Origin of the sequence: Streptomyces sp. PA03-1a (assembly GCF_033792805.1) — a bacterium.
Lineage (GTDB): Bacteria > Actinomycetota > Actinomycetes > Streptomycetales > Streptomycetaceae > Actinacidiphila.
This window is the reverse complement of the sequence record NZ_JARAVO010000096.1, coordinates 18,049-32,687: the sequence shown is the minus strand read 5'-3', so window position 1 is coordinate 32,687 and position 14,639 is coordinate 18,049. Positions and strand designations below refer to the sequence as shown.

The 14,639-nt window shown below is 72.1% G+C and carries 14 protein-coding genes; 12 read left to right on the top strand and 2 right to left on the bottom strand.

The features are described from left to right. Positions 1-154: 154 nt before the first annotated feature. Positions 155-1,288, bottom strand: a complete 1,134-nt coding sequence (locus tag PV341_RS22155; protein WP_500358815.1) for a threonine aldolase family protein — start codon at positions 1,286-1,288, stop codon at positions 155-157. 102 nt (positions 1,289-1,390) lie between these two features. On the opposite strand from PV341_RS22155, the gene PV341_RS22150 reads away from it, so the two are divergent. The 11 genes from PV341_RS22150 (at position 1,391) to PV341_RS22100 (ending at position 11,153) form a co-directional block, all read left to right on the top strand. After that, positions 1,391-2,326, top strand: a complete 936-nt coding sequence (locus PV341_RS22150) for a Rossmann-like and DUF2520 domain-containing protein (protein ID WP_500330198.1) — start codon at positions 1,391-1,393, stop codon at positions 2,324-2,326. Further along, a complete protein-coding gene (gene panC / locus PV341_RS22145) occupies positions 2,323-3,177 on the top strand; it encodes a pantoate--beta-alanine ligase (protein WP_500330197.1) in 855 nt (284 codons plus the stop codon). The genes PV341_RS22150 and panC overlap by 4 nt, the downstream gene beginning before the upstream one ends. After that, positions 3,174-4,904, top strand: coding sequence for an L-aspartate oxidase (locus PV341_RS22140; protein ID WP_500330195.1), 1,731 nt, complete (start codon positions 3,174-3,176; stop codon positions 4,902-4,904). Before panC ends, PV341_RS22140 begins: the two co-directional genes overlap by 4 nt. Then, positions 4,901-5,911, top strand: coding sequence for a carboxylating nicotinate-nucleotide diphosphorylase (gene nadC, locus PV341_RS22135; RefSeq protein ID WP_500330194.1), 1,011 nt, complete (start codon positions 4,901-4,903; stop codon positions 5,909-5,911). Before PV341_RS22140 ends, nadC begins: the two co-directional genes overlap by 4 nt. Next, positions 5,911-6,708 carry a type III pantothenate kinase gene (locus PV341_RS22130; RefSeq protein ID WP_499513219.1) on the top strand — a complete coding sequence of 266 codons (798 nt, stop codon included), beginning with the start codon at positions 5,911-5,913 and terminating at the stop codon, positions 6,706-6,708. The genes nadC and PV341_RS22130 overlap by 1 nt, the downstream gene beginning before the upstream one ends. 122 nt (positions 6,709-6,830) lie before the next feature. Further along, entirely contained in the window at positions 6,831-7,505 is a 675-nt protein-coding gene (locus PV341_RS22125) for a hypothetical protein (protein WP_500358814.1), read from the top strand. Between the two features lie 111 nt (positions 7,506-7,616). Beyond that, a complete protein-coding gene (locus PV341_RS22120; protein WP_500358813.1) occupies positions 7,617-9,332 on the top strand; it encodes a hypothetical protein in 1,716 nt (571 codons plus the stop codon). Positions 9,333-9,469: 137 nt separating this feature from the next. Further along, positions 9,470-9,658, top strand: a complete 189-nt coding sequence (locus PV341_RS22115; RefSeq protein ID WP_500330190.1) for a hypothetical protein — start codon at positions 9,470-9,472, stop codon at positions 9,656-9,658. A 55-nt stretch (positions 9,659-9,713) separates the two neighbouring features. Beyond that, the gene (locus tag PV341_RS22110) at positions 9,714-10,118 is read left to right on the top strand and encodes a BlaI/MecI/CopY family transcriptional regulator (RefSeq protein WP_499513223.1); all 405 of its coding nucleotides are present in this window, start codon (positions 9,714-9,716) and stop codon (positions 10,116-10,118) included. Positions 10,119-10,127: 9 nt separating this feature from the next. After that, complete coding sequence (locus PV341_RS22105) at positions 10,128-10,646, top strand: amino-acid N-acetyltransferase (RefSeq protein ID WP_431962047.1); 519 nt, start codon at positions 10,128-10,130, stop codon at positions 10,644-10,646. 165 nt (positions 10,647-10,811) lie between these two features. Further along, entirely contained in the window at positions 10,812-11,153 is a 342-nt protein-coding gene (locus tag PV341_RS22100; RefSeq protein ID WP_499513224.1) for a histone-like nucleoid-structuring protein Lsr2, read from the top strand. On the opposite strand, the gene PV341_RS22095 is transcribed toward PV341_RS22100, so the two are convergent. Continuing rightward, a complete protein-coding gene (locus PV341_RS22095; RefSeq protein WP_499513225.1) occupies positions 11,084-11,611 on the bottom strand; it encodes an SCO3374 family protein in 528 nt (175 codons plus the stop codon). The two genes, PV341_RS22100 and PV341_RS22095, sit on opposite strands and share 70 nt — an antisense overlap. A 432-nt stretch (positions 11,612-12,043) precedes the next feature. Between PV341_RS22095 and PV341_RS22090 the strand changes: the two genes are divergently transcribed. Continuing rightward, entirely contained in the window at positions 12,044-14,560 is a 2,517-nt protein-coding gene (locus PV341_RS22090; protein ID WP_499513226.1) for an ATP-dependent Clp protease ATP-binding subunit, read from the top strand. Positions 14,561-14,639: the final 79 nt, after the last annotated feature.

Sequence of the window (14,639 nt, the reverse complement as noted above, 5' to 3'; positions counted from 1 at the left end):
TCCTGTTTATTTGTGTTTTTTTTTTTTTGTTTTTTTTTCCAACAGAAGGAGGCATACGCAGTTGTGGGAGGGTTCGGGGGCCTGGAGATGTGTAAGACAGCCCGCACACAAATACCGAGCCGTGCACAACCACCAGGCAGCCCGGCGCAGCCGGTCAGGCGGTGCCGCGAGCGACGTCCACGAGACGGAGGAAGTCCGCGACGGCGTCGCCCACGGCGGCGGGGTCCCACTCGAGCGCGGACGCCCCCACCGTGACCTCCGTCATGGCGACCCCCGGCACTTCCGCCTCCGCCCAGCGGCCGAAGAGCGCCGTCTTGGTCTCCTCGGCCTGCCGCACCGCGGCCTCGTTGAGGAGGTCCGCGGACTCCGCCAGCCACACCTGGAACTGGTGCGTGTGCGGTACGTCCGGGTACACCCGGACCCAGCCCGCCCCTGCCGCGAGTGCGTCCCGCAGGGCCGCCGCGACGACCTTCGCGTGGGCCACGTACTCCGGCAGGCGCGGCAGTTCGTGGTCGAGCCCGTCGAGCGCCGCCAGCACCGCCGGCCACTGCTGGAAGACCAGCCCGCCGTAGCGGTGCCGCCAGGTGCGCGCCTCGGCGGCGAGGTCGGCGGGGCCGGCCAAGGCGGCGCCGGAGATGCCGCCGAGGGACTTGTAGAAGGAGACGTACACGCTGTCGGCGAGCCCCGCGATCTCGTCCAGGGGCTGCCCGAAGTGCGGCGGGCACTCCCACAGGCGGGCGCCGTCGAGGTGGACGACGGCGTCGCGCTCGCGTGCCGCGGCCACGGTGGCGGTGAGTTCGTCCCAGGTGGGGAGGACGAAGCCGGCGTCCCGGAGCGGCAGCTCCAGCATGAGCGTGCCGAAGGGCTCGTCCATGCCGCGCACCTCGTCCGCGTCCGGTATGCGGCGGGCCGTGGTGGGGTGGACGGTCCGCAGCCCGCTCAGCGCGGACAGCGCGCCGCGCTCGTGCACCTCGGGGTGGGCCAGCGGGTGCAGCGCGACGACCGGGTTGCCGGTGCGTCCCGCCCAGCAGCGCAGGGCGACCTGCTGGGCCATCGTGCCGGTGGGGAACCAGACGGCCTCCTCCGTGCCGAGCAGCCCGGCCACCCGGTGCTCCAGTTCGTCGACGATCCCGTCGCCGTACGTGTCCACGGGGCCGTCCAGGCCGTCCCGTCCGGCCAGTGCGGCCAGCCGTTCGCGCATCGTGGGGGGCTTCCCGTAGGACAGCACGCGGTCGCAGGAGCGTACGGCGGCGATACGCCGCGCCTTCTCGTCGTCGGCAGAGGTCATGGACCGATCCTGCCGCCCCGGAGGGCCCCGGGAAACATTCGCGTAGCATTGACGAGAACGTCCGGTACCCCCGTGAGGACTGGAACGGAAGGCCAGCGCAGCGTGAACGCATCGCACACCCCGGGGCCCCTGCCCCCCGACGTGGAGGCCCGCCCCGCGCGGCTCACGGTCGGCGTCGTCGGCGCGGGGCGGGTCGGTACCGCGCTCGCGGCCGCGCTGAAGCTCGCCGGGCACCACCCGGTCGCGGCGTCGGGTGTGTCCGATGCCTCACGCCGCCGTGCCGCCGCCCTGCTGCCCGACGTGCCGCTCGTGGAGCCGGCCGAGGTGCTGGCCCGCTCCGAGCTCGTCCTGCTGACGGTGCCGGACGACGCGCTGCCGGAGCTGGTGGCCGGCCTCGCCGAGACCGGGGCCGTACGGCCGGGCCAGCTGCTGGTGCACACCTCGGGCCGGTACGGCACGGGCGTGCTGCAGCCGGCCCTGCGCGCGGGCGCGCTGCCGCTGGCCCTGCACCCGGCGATGACCTTCACCGGCACCTCCGTCGACGTGCAGCGGCTGGCCGGCTGCTCCTTCGGCGTCACGGCACCCGCGGAGCTGCGGATGGCGGCCGAGGCCCTGGTGATCGAGATGGGCGGCGAGCCCGAGTGGATCGAGGAGTCGGCGCGCCCGCTCTACCACGCGGGCCTGGCGATCGGCGCGAACCACCTGGTCACCCTGGTCGCCCAGTCCATGGAACTGCTGCGCGCCTCCGGCGTCGCCGAACCCGGCCGCATGCTGGGCCCGCTGCTCGGCGCGGCCCTGGACAACGCCCTGCGCTCCGGTGACGCCGCCCTCACCGGCCCGGTCGCCCGCGGCGACGCGGGCACGGTCGCGGCGCACCTGGCGGAGCTGCGCCGGCAGGCGCCGGAGATGGTCGCCCCGTACGTCGCGATGGCCCGCGCCACGGCGGACCGCGCCCTGGCGGGCGGGATGCTGAAGCCGGAGTTCGCGGAGGCGCTGCTGGGCGTCCTGGCGGACGGCGCCGAGGGGGGAAAGAGATGACCAGGCTGGTGCACACCGCGCGCGAGCTGCGGTCGGCCGTCGAGGGCCGGCCCGGCGAGGTCGGGGTCGTCATGACCATGGGCGCGCTGCACGAGGGGCACGCGACCCTCGTGCGCACCGCCCGCGAGCGGGTGGGGGACGGCACCGTCGTCGTCACCGTCTTCGTCAACCCGCTGCAGTTCGGGCCGGACGAGGACTTCGACCGCTACCCGCGCACCCTCGACGCCGACGTCGAGACCGCCGCGCGGGCCGGCGCCGACCTCGTCTTCGCGCCCGCCGCCGACGAGGTCTACCCCGGCGGGCAGCCGCAGGTGCGGATCAGCGCCGGGCCGATGGGCGAGGGCTACGAGGGCGCCGTGCGCCCCGGCCACTTCGACGGCATGCTGACCGTCGTCGCCAAGCTGCTCCACCTGACCCGGCCGGACGTCGCCTTCTACGGCCAGAAGGACGCCCAGCAACTGGCCCTCATCCGCCGCATGGTGACGGACCTGAACTTCCCGGCCGAGATCGTCGGCGTGCCCACGGTCCGCGAGCCGGACGGCCTGGCCCTGTCCAGCCGCAACCGGTACCTCTCCGACGGCGACCGCGGGACCGCCCTCACGCTCTCCCGCGCCCTGTTCGCCGGGCGCGACGCGCTGGACGACGGGCCGGAGGCCGTACGGGCCGCGGCGCGGACGGTGCTGGAGAAGGGCGACGGCCTGGCGGTGGACTACCTCGCCCTGATCGACCCGCGCGACTTCACCGAGGCCGCCCCCGGCCACACCGGGCCGGCGGTGCTCGCGGTCGCCGCCAGGGTCGGCACGACCCGGCTGATCGACAACATCCCCCTGGAGTTCGGAGCCCGCCGATGAGCGGCACAGGTACAGGCATACGGCTGCACTCCCCCGCGCCCGGCTGGGCGCACGAGGCGGACGTGGTAGTGGTCGGCTCCGGCGTCGCCGGGCTGACGGTGGCGCTGCGCTGCGCCGCGCAGGGCGCCAAGGTCACCGTCGTCACCAAGGCCCGGCTCGACGACGGCTCCACGCGCTGGGCGCAGGGCGGCATCGCCGCCGCGCTCGGCGAGGGCGACACCCCGGAGCAGCACCTGGACGACACCCTTGTGGCGGGCGCAGGCCTGTGCGACGAGGAGGCGGTGCGCACCCTGGTCACCGAGGGCCCCGACGCCGTTCGCCGGCTGATCGCGACGGGCGCGCACTTCGACACCAGTGAGGCCACCGGCGAGATCCTGCTGACCCGGGAGGGCGGTCACCACCGCCGCCGGATCGCCCACGCGGGCGGCGACGCGACGGGCCTGGAGATCTCCCGGGCGCTGATCGAGGCCGTGCGCGAGGCCCGGATCGAGTTCATCGAGAACGCGCTCGTGCTCGACCTGCTGACCGACGCCGAGGGCCGTACCGCGGGCGTCACCCTGCACGTCATGGGCGAGGGGCAGCGTGACGGCGTCGGCGCCGTGCGGGCCCGCGCCGTGGTGCTGGCCACCGGCGGCATGGGGCAGGTCTTCTCGGCCACGACCAACCCGGCGGTGTCCACGGGCGACGGGGTGGCGCTCGCGCTGCGCGCCGGCGCGGAGGTCTCGGACCTGGAGTTCGTGCAGTTCCACCCGACGGTGCTCTTCCTCGGCGCGGACGCGGAGGGACAGCAGCCGCTGGTCTCCGAGGCCGTGCGCGGGGAGGGCGCGTACCTCGTGGACGCCGACGGGGTGCGCTTCATGCAGGGGCAGCACGAGCTGGCCGAGCTGGCGCCGCGCGACATCGTCGCCAAGGGCATCACGCGCCGCATGCAGGAGACCGGCACCGAGCACATGTACCTCGACGGCCGGCACTTCGGCGCGCGGATGTGGGAGCAGCGGTTCCCGACGATCCTGGCCGCCTGCCGCGCCAACGGCATCGACCCGGTCACCACGCCGATCCCGGTGGCGCCCGCCGCGCACTACGCCTCCGGCGGCGTCCGCACCGACCTGCACGGCCGCACCACGGTGCCGGGCCTGTACGCGTGCGGCGAGGTCGCCTGCACGGGCGTGCACGGCGCCAACCGGCTGGCGTCCAACTCCCTCCTGGAGGGGCTGGTCTTCGCCGAGCGCATCGCCGCCGACATCGCCGAGCACCCCGCGGCCCCCGGCGCCCCGGTGGTCCCCGAGCCCGGCCGTTCCCCGCTGCTGCCCTCCGAGGCCCGCTTCGCGATCCAGCGGATCATGACGCGCGGTGCGGGAGTGCTGCGCAGCGCGGACAGCCTGGAGGGCGCGGCGGCGGCACTGAGCCGGATGTACGCCGACGCCGAGGAACTGCTGGAGCGCGACGGCAAGACCGCCGAGCCCTGCGTGGAGACCTGGGAGGCGACCAACCTCTGCCTGGTCGCCCGGGTCCTGGTCGAGGCGGCCCGCCGCCGCGAGGAGACCCGCGGCTGCCACTGGCGCGAGGACCGGCCCGGGCGCGACGACGGGAACTGGCGCCGGCACATCGTCGTCCGGCTCCCCGCCGGTGGTGCGGGGCTGCCCGCGGCACCCACTAGTCTCACCATCCGCACCACCCCCACAGCGGACTTCCCCTCGACCCGTCCTGGAACGGAGCACCTGCGATGAGCACGCCCGACCTCCCCCTCCTGCAGATCGGCGGCGCCGGCGGCGGTGGCTGCGGCGACGGCTGCGGCTGCGGTTCCGGCGACGAGTACGCGCACGACCCGAGCGAGTGCGGTCTCGACCCCGACCTCGCGCAGCTGCTCGTCGACGCCGGGCTGGACCCGGTGCTGGTCGAGGACGTCGCGCACATGGCCATCGAGGAGGACCTGGACGGCGGGGTGGACGTCACCACCGTGGCCACCATCCCCGAGGACGCCCTGGCCACCGGTGACTTCACCGCGCGCGAGGCCGGTGTGGTCGCCGGGCTGCGGGTCGCCGAGGCGGTCCTGTCCATCGTGTGCACCGACGAGTTCGAGGTCGAGCGGCACGTCGAGGACGGCGACCGGGTCGAGGCGGGTCAAGTGCTGCTCTCCGTGCGCACCCGTACGAGGGACCTGCTGACCGCGGAGCGCAGCGCGCTCAACCTGATGTGCCGGCTGTCCGGGATCGCCACCACCACGCGCCGCTGGGCCGACGCGCTGGAGGGCACCAAGGCGCAGGTCCGCGACACCCGGAAGACGACCCCGGGCCTGCGCGCGCTGGAGAAGTACGCGGTCCGCTGCGGCGGCGGCGTCAACCACCGCATGTCGCTGTCGGACGCAGCCCTGGTCAAGGACAACCACGTGGTCGCGGCGGGCGGCGTGGCGGCCGCCTTCAAGGCCGTCCGCGAGGAGTTCCCCGAGCTGGCGATCGAGGTCGAGGTCGACACCCTGCACCAGGTCCGCGAGGTCCTGGAGGCGGGCGCGGACCTGATCCTGCTGGACAACTTCACCCCCTCCGAGACGGAGGAGGCGGTCGCCATCGTCGCGGGCCGCGCCCTGCTGGAGTCCTCCGGCCGGCTCTCCCTGGACAACGCCCGTTCCTATGCCGCGACCGGCGTCGACTACCTCGCCGTGGGCGCCCTGACGCACTCCTCGCCGATCCTCGACATCGGGCTGGACCTGCGGTCCGAGGGGTCGGAGCGGGACTGATGCTTCTCACCATCGACGTCGGCAACACCCACACCGTCCTGGGGCTGTTCGACGGGGACGAGATCGTCGAGCACTGGCGGGTCTCCACCGACGCGCGCCGCACGGCGGACGAGATGGCCGTCCTGATGCAGGGCCTGATGGGCATGCACCCGCTGCTCGGCGAGGAGCTGGGTGACAACATCCACGGGATCGCCATCTGCTCCACCGTCCCCTCGGTGCTGCACGAGCTGCGCGAGGTGACGCGCCGTTACTACGGCGACGTGCCCGCGGTCCTCGTCGAGCCCGGCGTCAAGACCGGCGTCCCGGTGCTCACCGACAACCCCAAGGAAGTCGGCTCCGACCGGATCATCAACTCCCTCGCAGCCGTCCACCTCTACGGCGGGCCGTGCATCGTGGTGGACTTCGGCACGGCCACCACCTTCGACGCGGTCACGACGCGCGGCGAGTACGCCGGCGGCGCCATCGCCCCCGGCATCGAGATCTCCGTGGACGCCCTGGGGGCCCGCGGCGCCCAGTTGCGCAAGGTGGAGCTGACCCGCCCGCGCAGCGTCATCGGCAAGAACACCATCGAGGCCATGCAGTCCGGCATCCTGTACGGCTTCGCCGGCCAGGTGGACGGCGTCGCCGAGCGGATGGCACGGGAGCTCGCGGACGACCCGGACGACGTCACGGTCATCGCCACCGGCGGGCTGGCGCCGCTGGTGCTGGGGGAGTCGGCGGTCATCGACGTCCACGAGCCCTGGCTGACCCTGATAGGCCTCCGGCTGGTCTACGAGCGGAACGTATCAACGACCTGACGACCTGACGACCTGACGGCCCGGCGGCCGACGGCCCGGGCAGGCGCACGGGGGAGGCACGCGGCGCGCCCGGCCATATCTGGTTACGCGTATTTTGTTCGCTTAGTACGTAAAGTCAGACCATGCCCACGCCACACGGGTCCCGAGGCGGAATGGCGTTCAGCGCGGATGAACTGCGCGTGCTCCGGCGCGCCCTCTCAGCGGCCCTCCAGTCCAGCACCATGATCCCCACCCCCGACGAGGTCAGGGACTATCTGCGCCTCGCCGAGGACATCGACGAGGCGGCCCGCGAGGGCGGGCGGCTGCGGACCTTCCAGCTCGCGGAGCTCGCCCGGTACCGGGCGGCGCTGCCGGGCAGCGCCGCCGGCTACCTCGAGCGGCTGACGGGCGCGCTCGACACCGGTTACGTGCCCCTGCCGGACGACCTCGCCGCGCTGCGCCGACTGCACGACGCGCCGTGCACGGACGCCGAGGCGCACCGCAGGCGGGCCGTGCTGCGCCGCTGCGAGCACCTGGCGGAGCTCGACGTGCGCGCCCGCCTGGAGGCGCGCATCCCCGCTCCCTCGCAACCCTGCGGCACGCCCGCCACCGGCAGGGCCCGGCTGCGCGCGCTGCCCGGCGGGCGGGCCGCCTCCGACGATCCCAAGCCGGGCCCCAAGCCCGAGCCGAAGACGCCCCCCGCCGAGCCGGCCGCGCCGGACCCCGGTGAGGAGAAGCGCAAGGTGCCCACGCCGGCCGAGATCTTCCCGCCGCGCCGCCGCACGCCGCCGCCCCCCGAGGAGCGGGCCACGGGTTGACACCGGGTCACCGCACAACCTTCCGGAGACGTCACGGGTCCTTCCCGTGACGTCTCCCGTGCGTTCACGGGTGCGCCACCTGACCGTCGACTTCCTCAGGGGGAACCCGGCATGAGACTCACCCGGCTCGCGGTGTGCACCGCGGCCGTCGTCATGACCGCGACGGCCGGATCCGCCGTCATCGCGGGCGCGGCCTCGGCCGCGCCCCTCAGAGCCGAACTGCACCTGACCGCACCCGGCGACGTCGGGGTGGCGGCGACGAGCACCGCGTACAAGACGTTCGAGATCACCGCCCTGGTCCAGCGCTTCGACGATGGGCAGGTGCCGGAGCCCGCCCACGAGGTCGTCGTCACCATGGACCTCGCCGCCCTGGCCGGCGTCGTGGACGTGGCGCTCCCCGCGCACCTGTGCGCCACCTCGGGCACCACGGCCACCTGCTCCCTGGGCACGGTCGACCACACCGGCACCGCGATACCCGTGAGGATGCGGGCCGCCTCCGGCTCCAGGACCGACGACGCCGCGACGCTGCGCTACTCGGTGAGCGCGAAGGACGCCAGGCCGGATCCCGACAGCATGACCGCCACCCGGATCACGGTCGGCAGCGGCCCGGACCTCGTCGTGCCGAAGTCGTCCGCCGTCTCCGACGTACGGCCCGGCGACACCCTCGACCTGCCGGTGGTCATCGCCAACGTCGGTGACCGGCCCACCCGCGGCGGCGTCTCCGTCCTGGTGCGGACCAATCTCACCCGCTCCTTCGGCACGGGCCTGGTGATGGCGGACGACTTCGGCAACTGCCGCCACGCCCCGGTGGGCCAGCCGGAGGACGCCTTCGTCTGCCACTTCGCCACCGACATCGCCCCGGGCGAGGTGTGGGAGCTCGCGAAGCCGCTGAAGATCGAGGTCGAGTCCGGCGCCACCGACGGCAGGGTGGGCTACCAGGCCGACCTGATCGGCGGAAACCTCGACGACGACGCACAGCTCGGCACCCCCGGCACCGGGGCCCCGCTCACCCTCGTCCGCAAGACGTCCGCCCCGGCGGCCAAGGACACGCGCGGCCCCGGGACGGCGGCCCGGAAGTCCGCCGCGCAGGAGGGCTGGGACGTCGACTACACCGACAACCTCGGCGGCCTGAACATCAAGATGTACGACCCCGAGGGGCCGGCCCCCGGCCACCGCGGGGCGGACCTGGTGGCGATCGGGGACACGGTCCGGGCGACGGTCGGCGACCGGACGAAGGCCGTCGTGGGCCTGCGCAACGAGGGCGACGAGGCCGCGCGGGCACGCGGCACCAGCGGGACCGGGCCGGCCACCTGGGTCGCGGTGGAGATCCCCCGCGGGGTGCGGGTCACGGCGCGCGACGGCGCCTGCAAGCTGACCACGAATGCGGACTGGGACGACTACCCGGGCGGCGTCACCTTCGGCGACGACCCGCAGGACGTCGCGCCCGTGCCGACCGGGACGATCTACTACTGCCACACCCGGCACTCGATCGAGCCCGGCACCTCCCAGACCTTCTCCTTCACCCTGGTTGCGGACCGGGCACTGGACGAGGCCACCGGCCTGGTCTTCGCGGCCTCGGACTACGGCGTCGACCGCAAGGGCCAGAAGAACAACGCGGGTGTCCTCACGGTCACGGCCAAGGCGCCGTCCGGCTCCGGCGGGAGCGCCTCGGGCGGTTCCGGCGTGGTTCCGGCCGGCGGGACGGGCTCCCTCGCCGCCACCGGCGCGGGGCCCGTACGTCCCCTGGCGGCCGGCTCTGCGGCCTGCGCCGTCCTGGGTGCCCTCCTGGTGGCGGCGGTCCGCCGCAGGGCGCGTACGGGCGCGTAGCCGCCCCTCGGTGACGAAGCCGTGGCCCCGGCCCGCGACGACGCGGGCCGGGGCCACGGCTTCGTCCGACCGGGGGCCACATCCCGCGGTGGTGGTCCGCCGCGGGGCGCGCCAGGGGGCGTGGCTACCCTGGTGCCATGGACTACGTCTCCGCGCTCGTGCCCCCCACCGTGATGGCCATCGCGTTCACCTTCCTCATCCGGACGCTGATCAGGAGCCAGGGCGGGGTCAACAAGGCCAAGGAGGACGCGGTGGTCGACGCCGCGCTGTCCGGCGCGCAGCCCGCGGCCCAGCGGTCGGGCGGCATCGAGAAGCCTCGGGTATGACCTCGGGATTTCCGGCATTCCGGGCATTGCGCCCGTAAGCAACTAGTATTCGGGTGTGCCCCGTCCATTGGGAGACCTCGAAGACGCCGTGATGAGCCGGGTGTGGCGCTGGAACCGCCCGGTGACGGTGCGCGAGGTGCTGGAGGATCTCCGCCGGGAGCGCTCGATCGCGTACACGACGGTCATGACCGTAATGGACAACCTTCATCAGAAGGGCTGGCTCCGGCGGGAAGCCGAAGGACGCGCCTATCGCTATGAGGCGGTTTCCACTCGGGCCGCTTACTCGGCGGCACTCATGCACGAGGCGTGGGCCGCCAGTGACAACCCCGCGGCGGCCCTTGTCGCGTTCTTCGGCATGATGTCGGCGGAACAGCGAGAAGCCCTCCGTGACGCAATGCGGGTGGTGCAATCCGCTGATCCGGGTGACCCCGGGGAGACGGGCGGATCGGACGGGCGATAGCGTCCGCACATGCGCGCCGCATCAAATGACGTCACCATCCGCCGGGCCAGGACGGCCGACGTGCCGGCTGTCCGGCGACTGCTCGACGCCTATGTTCGCGACCGCATCCTGCTCGACAAGCCGACGGTGACGCTTTACGAGGACATCCAGGAGTTCTGGGTGGCCGAACACGACCAGGACGCCGAGGTGGTGGCCTGCGGCGCATTGCACGTGATGTGGGAGGACCTCGCCGAGGTGCGCACCCTCGCGGTCGATCCGGCGCAGCACGGCAAGGGCGTCGGGCATCTCGTGCTGGAGAAGCTGCTGCAGACCGCGCGGTGGCTGGGAGTGCGGCGAATTTTCTGCCTCACCTTCGAAGTGGACTTCTTCGCGAAGCACGGCTTCGTGGAGATCGGCGAGACGCCGGTCGACGGCGATGTCTTCGGTGAGCTGCTGCGGTCAAAGGACGAGGGCGTGGCCGAGTTCCTCGACCTCGAACGAGTGAAACCGAACACCTTGGGCAACAGCCGGATGCTGTTGCATCTGTGAGGCTGCCCACGGCGTCCGTCCGGCACAACAGTATGTCCGAAACGTTCCGGCGGAAGACCGCGGGGATGGTGGCCGGCCGGGAGCAGTTCGGGCAAGGGGTTTGAGTTTTCCGGGAAAAGGCGGTTTGCTTTTACCGGTTATCCGTATTCGATGAAAGGGAAGCCGGTGGCACAGAAGGTTCAGGTCCTTCTTGTTGACGACCTCGACGGCGGCGAGGCGGATGAGACCGTGACGTTCGCACTCGACGGAGTGACGTACGAGATCGACCTCACCACCGACAACGCCGACAAGCTGCGTGGTCTCCTCGGCCCGTACGTGGACAACGGCCGCCGTACCGGTGGCCGCGCCGGCCGGGGCCGCGCCGCGAAGGGCGCCTCCCGCGGGGGCGCCGCGAGCCAGGACACCGCGAAGATCCGCGCGTGGGCCAAGGAAGAGGGTTACGAGGTCAACGACCGCGGCCGTGTCCCCGCGCAGATCCGCGAGGCGTACGAGAAGGCGCACGGCTGATCGGTCCGGGCGACACGCAGCCGGACCCGGTGGCAGGCGGTCGCGAGCGCGGAGACCAGGGCCGTCAGGCCCACGGTCCCTCCGGAGCGTCCGTCCGCCGCGGGGTTGGGTTGCGTGCCGAGCGTCATGGCGGGCAGGGAGAACGGCGCGCCGGCGTGGCGCCCGCCGTCCGGAACGGGCGGCCGGAGCCAGGCCTGCGCGCCGTCGTCGTAGGCGGCCTCCCGCCCGCACAGCGGTACGAGGTCGAGCGGGATGCCGCTCCACTCCAGCCAGTCCAGCAGGCCGGGCAGTTCCTCGGCGCTGCCCGGGGCGACGAAGAAGCGCATCCGGTACCCCGCCAGGGCGACCGGTCCCGTCCGGGGCGCCGGGAAGCGGCCGAGCACCTCGTGCCCCGCCTCCGCGGGGACGTCGAGGGCGTCCGCGTGTTCCAGGGTCGCCGGGACCCGTGAGGCCTGCATGCCCTGCGCAACGCTCCCCGGGGGTCCCGGGTTACGACGCGGGTCACCGGGAGTGCCCGGCCGGCCGGTTCCCGTCACCCTCCGTGAATCCCCAGGACGCAAGCCTGTTCGCCTATAGCAGACAGCGGGCGTGCTCCCGGCATGGACTGTCCGTGCAGGCGGGTAAGAAATACCTAGTGGGAACGGACGACGGCCATGTCGGACAGGCGGGGCGTTCGCCCTCGGCGTACTGGATAAAGGGCTATCCGCCTGGCCTGCGGGAACATCGTCTCGCACCATCGGGTTGAGGCTGTTGTCGACGGCGCGGGGGTTAACGACCTCGCAAGGTGTCGACGGTTGAAGTGAGCTGCCCCGCTGTGCGGGACTAGCATGCGGAAGGACAGGGAGGGGACACGCCCCTAACTGCCCGACCGCTCTGAGGAGCGATTAACGATGTTCGAGAGGTTCACCGACCGCGCGCGGCGGGTTGTCGTCCTGGCTCAGGAAGAAGCCCGGATGCTCAACCACAACTACATCGGCACCGAGCACATCCTCCTGGGCCTTATCCACGAGGGTGAGGGTGTCGCCGCTAAGGCCCTGGAGAGCCTCGGGATTTCGCTCGAGGCGGTCCGCCAGCAGGTTGAGGAGATCATCGGACAGGGGCAGCAGGCCCCGTCCGGCCACATCCCCTTCACCCCCCGGGCCAAGAAGGTCCTGGAGCTGTCGCTCCGCGAGGCCCTCCAGCTCGGCCACAACTACATCGGCACCGAGCACATCCTGCTCGGCCTGATCCGCGAGGGCGAGGGCGTCGCGGCCCAGGTCCTCGTGAAGCTGGGCGCCGATCTCAACCGGGTGCGGCAGCAGGTCATCCAGCTGCTCTCCGGCTACCAGGGCAAGGAGGCCGCCACCGCAGGCGGTCCGGCCGAGGGCACCCCCTCGACCTCGCTCGTCCTGGACCAGTTCGGCCGCAACCTCACGCAGGCCGCTCGTGAGACCAAGCTCGACCCGGTCATCGGGCGCGAGAAGGAGATCGAGCGCGTGATGCAGGTGCTGTCGCGCCGCACCAAGAACAACCCCGTCCTCATCGGCGAGCCCGGCGTCGGCAAGACCGCCGTCGTCGAGGGCCTGGCCCAGGCCATCGTCAAGGGTGAGGTCCCGGAGACGCTGAAGGACAAGCAGCTCTACACCCTGGACCTCGGCGCCCTGGTGGCCGGCTCCCGGTACCGCGGTGACTTCGAGGAGCGCCTGAAGAAGGTGCTCAAGGAGATCCGCACCCGCGGCGACATCATCCTGTTCATCGACGAGCTCCACACCCTGGTGGGTGCGGGCGCCGCCGAGGGCGCGATCGACGCCGCCTCGATCCTCAAGCCGATGCTCGCCCGCGGCGAGCTGCAGACCATCGGCGCCACCACGCTCGACGAGTACCGCAAGCACCTGGAGAAGGACGCGGCCCTGGAGCGCCGCTTCCAGCCCATCCAGGTCGCGGAGCCGTCGCTGCCGCACACCATCGAGATCCTCAAGGGCCTGCGGGACCGCTACGAGGCCCACCACCGCGTGTCCATCACGGACGCCGCCCTGGTGGCCGCGGCGACCCTCGCCGACCGCTACATCTCGGACCGCTTCCTGCCGGACAAGGCGATCGACCTGATCGACGAGGCCGGTTCCCGGATGCGCATCCGCCGGATGACCGCGCCGCCGGACCTGCGCGAGTTCGACGAGAAGATCGCCGACGTGCGCCGGGAGAAGGAGTCCGCGATCGACTCGCAGGACTTCGAGAAGGCCGCTTCCCTCCGCGACAAGGAGAAGCAGCTGCTCTCCGCGAAGACCAAGCGGGAGAAGGAGTGGAAGGCCGGCGACATGGACGTCGTCGCCGAGGTCGACGAGGAGCTGATCGCCGAGGTCCTGGCCACCGCCACGGGCATCCCGGTCTTCAAGCTCACCGAGGAGGAGTCCTCGCGTCTGCTGCGCATGGAGGACGAGCTGCACAAGCGCGTCATCGGCCAGAAGGACGCGATCAAGGCCCTCTCGCAGGCCATCCGCCGTACGCGGGCCGGTCTGAAGGACCCCAAGCGCCCCGGTGGCTCGTTCATCTTCGCCGGCCCGTCCGGTGTCGGTAAGACCGAGCTCTCCAAGACGCTCGCCGAGTTCCTCTTCGGCGACGAGGACGCGCTGATCCAGCTCGACATGTCCGAGTTCAGCGAGAAGCACACCGTCTCGCGGCTGTTCGGCTCCCCGCCCGGATACGTCGGCTACGAGGAGGGCGGCCAGCTCACCGAGAAGGTGCGCCGCAAGCCGTTCTCGGTCGTCCTCTTCGACGAGGTCGAGAAGGCCCACCCGGACATCTTCAACAGCCTGCTGCAGATCCTGGAGGACGGTCGCCTGACCGACTCCCAGGGCCGGGTCGTGGACTTCAAGAACACGGTCATCATCATGACCACCAACCTCGGCACCCGGGACATCTCCAAGGGCTTCAACCTCGGCTTCGCGGCCGCGGGTGACGTCAAGACCGGGTACGAGCGGATGAAGGCCAAGGTCGGCGAGGAGCTCAAGCAGCACTTCCGCCCCGAGTTCCTGAACCGTGTCGACGACATCGTGGTCTTCCACCAGCTCAGCGAGGAAGACATCATCCAGATCGTCGACCTCATGATCGCCCGGGTGGACGAGCGCCTCAGGGACAAGGACATGGGCATCGAGCTCAGCCCCGAGGCCAAGTCGCTGCTCGCCAAGCGGGGCTACGACCCCGTGCTGGGCGCCCGGCCGCTGCGCCGGACGATCCAGCGCGAGATCGAGGACGTGCTCTCCGAGAAGATCCTCTTCGGCGAGCTGCGCACCGGTCACATCGTGGTCGTGGGCACCGAGGGCGAGGGCGAGAACATCAAGTTCACCTTCCGGGGTGAGGAGAAGGTCGCCGTCGCCGACGCGCCTCCGGTCGAGGCGGCCGGCGGGCCGAACCTCAGCAAGGAAGCGTAACCGCAAGTAATCGCACAGCGATCCGACCCCGTCCGCACATTAGTGCGGGCGGGGTCGTCGCGTTTTGTGTTCCCCATGA

Excerpts from the sequence above, each read along its gene's own strand:
- PV341_RS22105 (WP_431962047.1), top strand. The coding sequence starts at position 10,128 with ATGCGCGCCGCATCAAATGACGTCACCATCCGCCGGGCCAGGACGGCC.
- panC (WP_500330197.1), top strand. The coding sequence starts at position 2,323 with ATGACCAGGCTGGTGCACACCGCGCGCGAGCTGCGGTCGGCCGTCGAG.
- PV341_RS22125 (WP_500358814.1), top strand. The coding sequence starts at position 6,831 with ATGCCCACGCCACACGGGTCCCGAGGCGGAATGGCGTTCAGCGCGGAT.
- PV341_RS22095 (WP_499513225.1), bottom strand. The coding sequence starts at position 11,611 with ATGCAGGCCTCACGGGTCCCGGCGACCCTGGAACACGCGGACGCCCTC.
- PV341_RS22115 (WP_500330190.1), top strand. The coding sequence starts at position 9,470 with ATGGACTACGTCTCCGCGCTCGTGCCCCCCACCGTGATGGCCATCGCG.
- PV341_RS22155 (WP_500358815.1), bottom strand. The coding sequence starts at position 1,288 with ATGACCTCTGCCGACGACGAGAAGGCGCGGCGTATCGCCGCCGTACGC.
- PV341_RS22120 (WP_500358813.1), top strand. The coding sequence starts at position 7,617 with ATGAGACTCACCCGGCTCGCGGTGTGCACCGCGGCCGTCGTCATGACC.
- PV341_RS22140 (WP_500330195.1), top strand. The coding sequence starts at position 3,174 with ATGAGCGGCACAGGTACAGGCATACGGCTGCACTCCCCCGCGCCCGGC.
- PV341_RS22090 (WP_499513226.1), top strand. The coding sequence starts at position 12,044 with ATGTTCGAGAGGTTCACCGACCGCGCGCGGCGGGTTGTCGTCCTGGCT.
- nadC (WP_500330194.1), top strand. The coding sequence starts at position 4,901 with ATGAGCACGCCCGACCTCCCCCTCCTGCAGATCGGCGGCGCCGGCGGC.
- PV341_RS22130 (WP_499513219.1), top strand. The coding sequence starts at position 5,911 with ATGCTTCTCACCATCGACGTCGGCAACACCCACACCGTCCTGGGGCTG.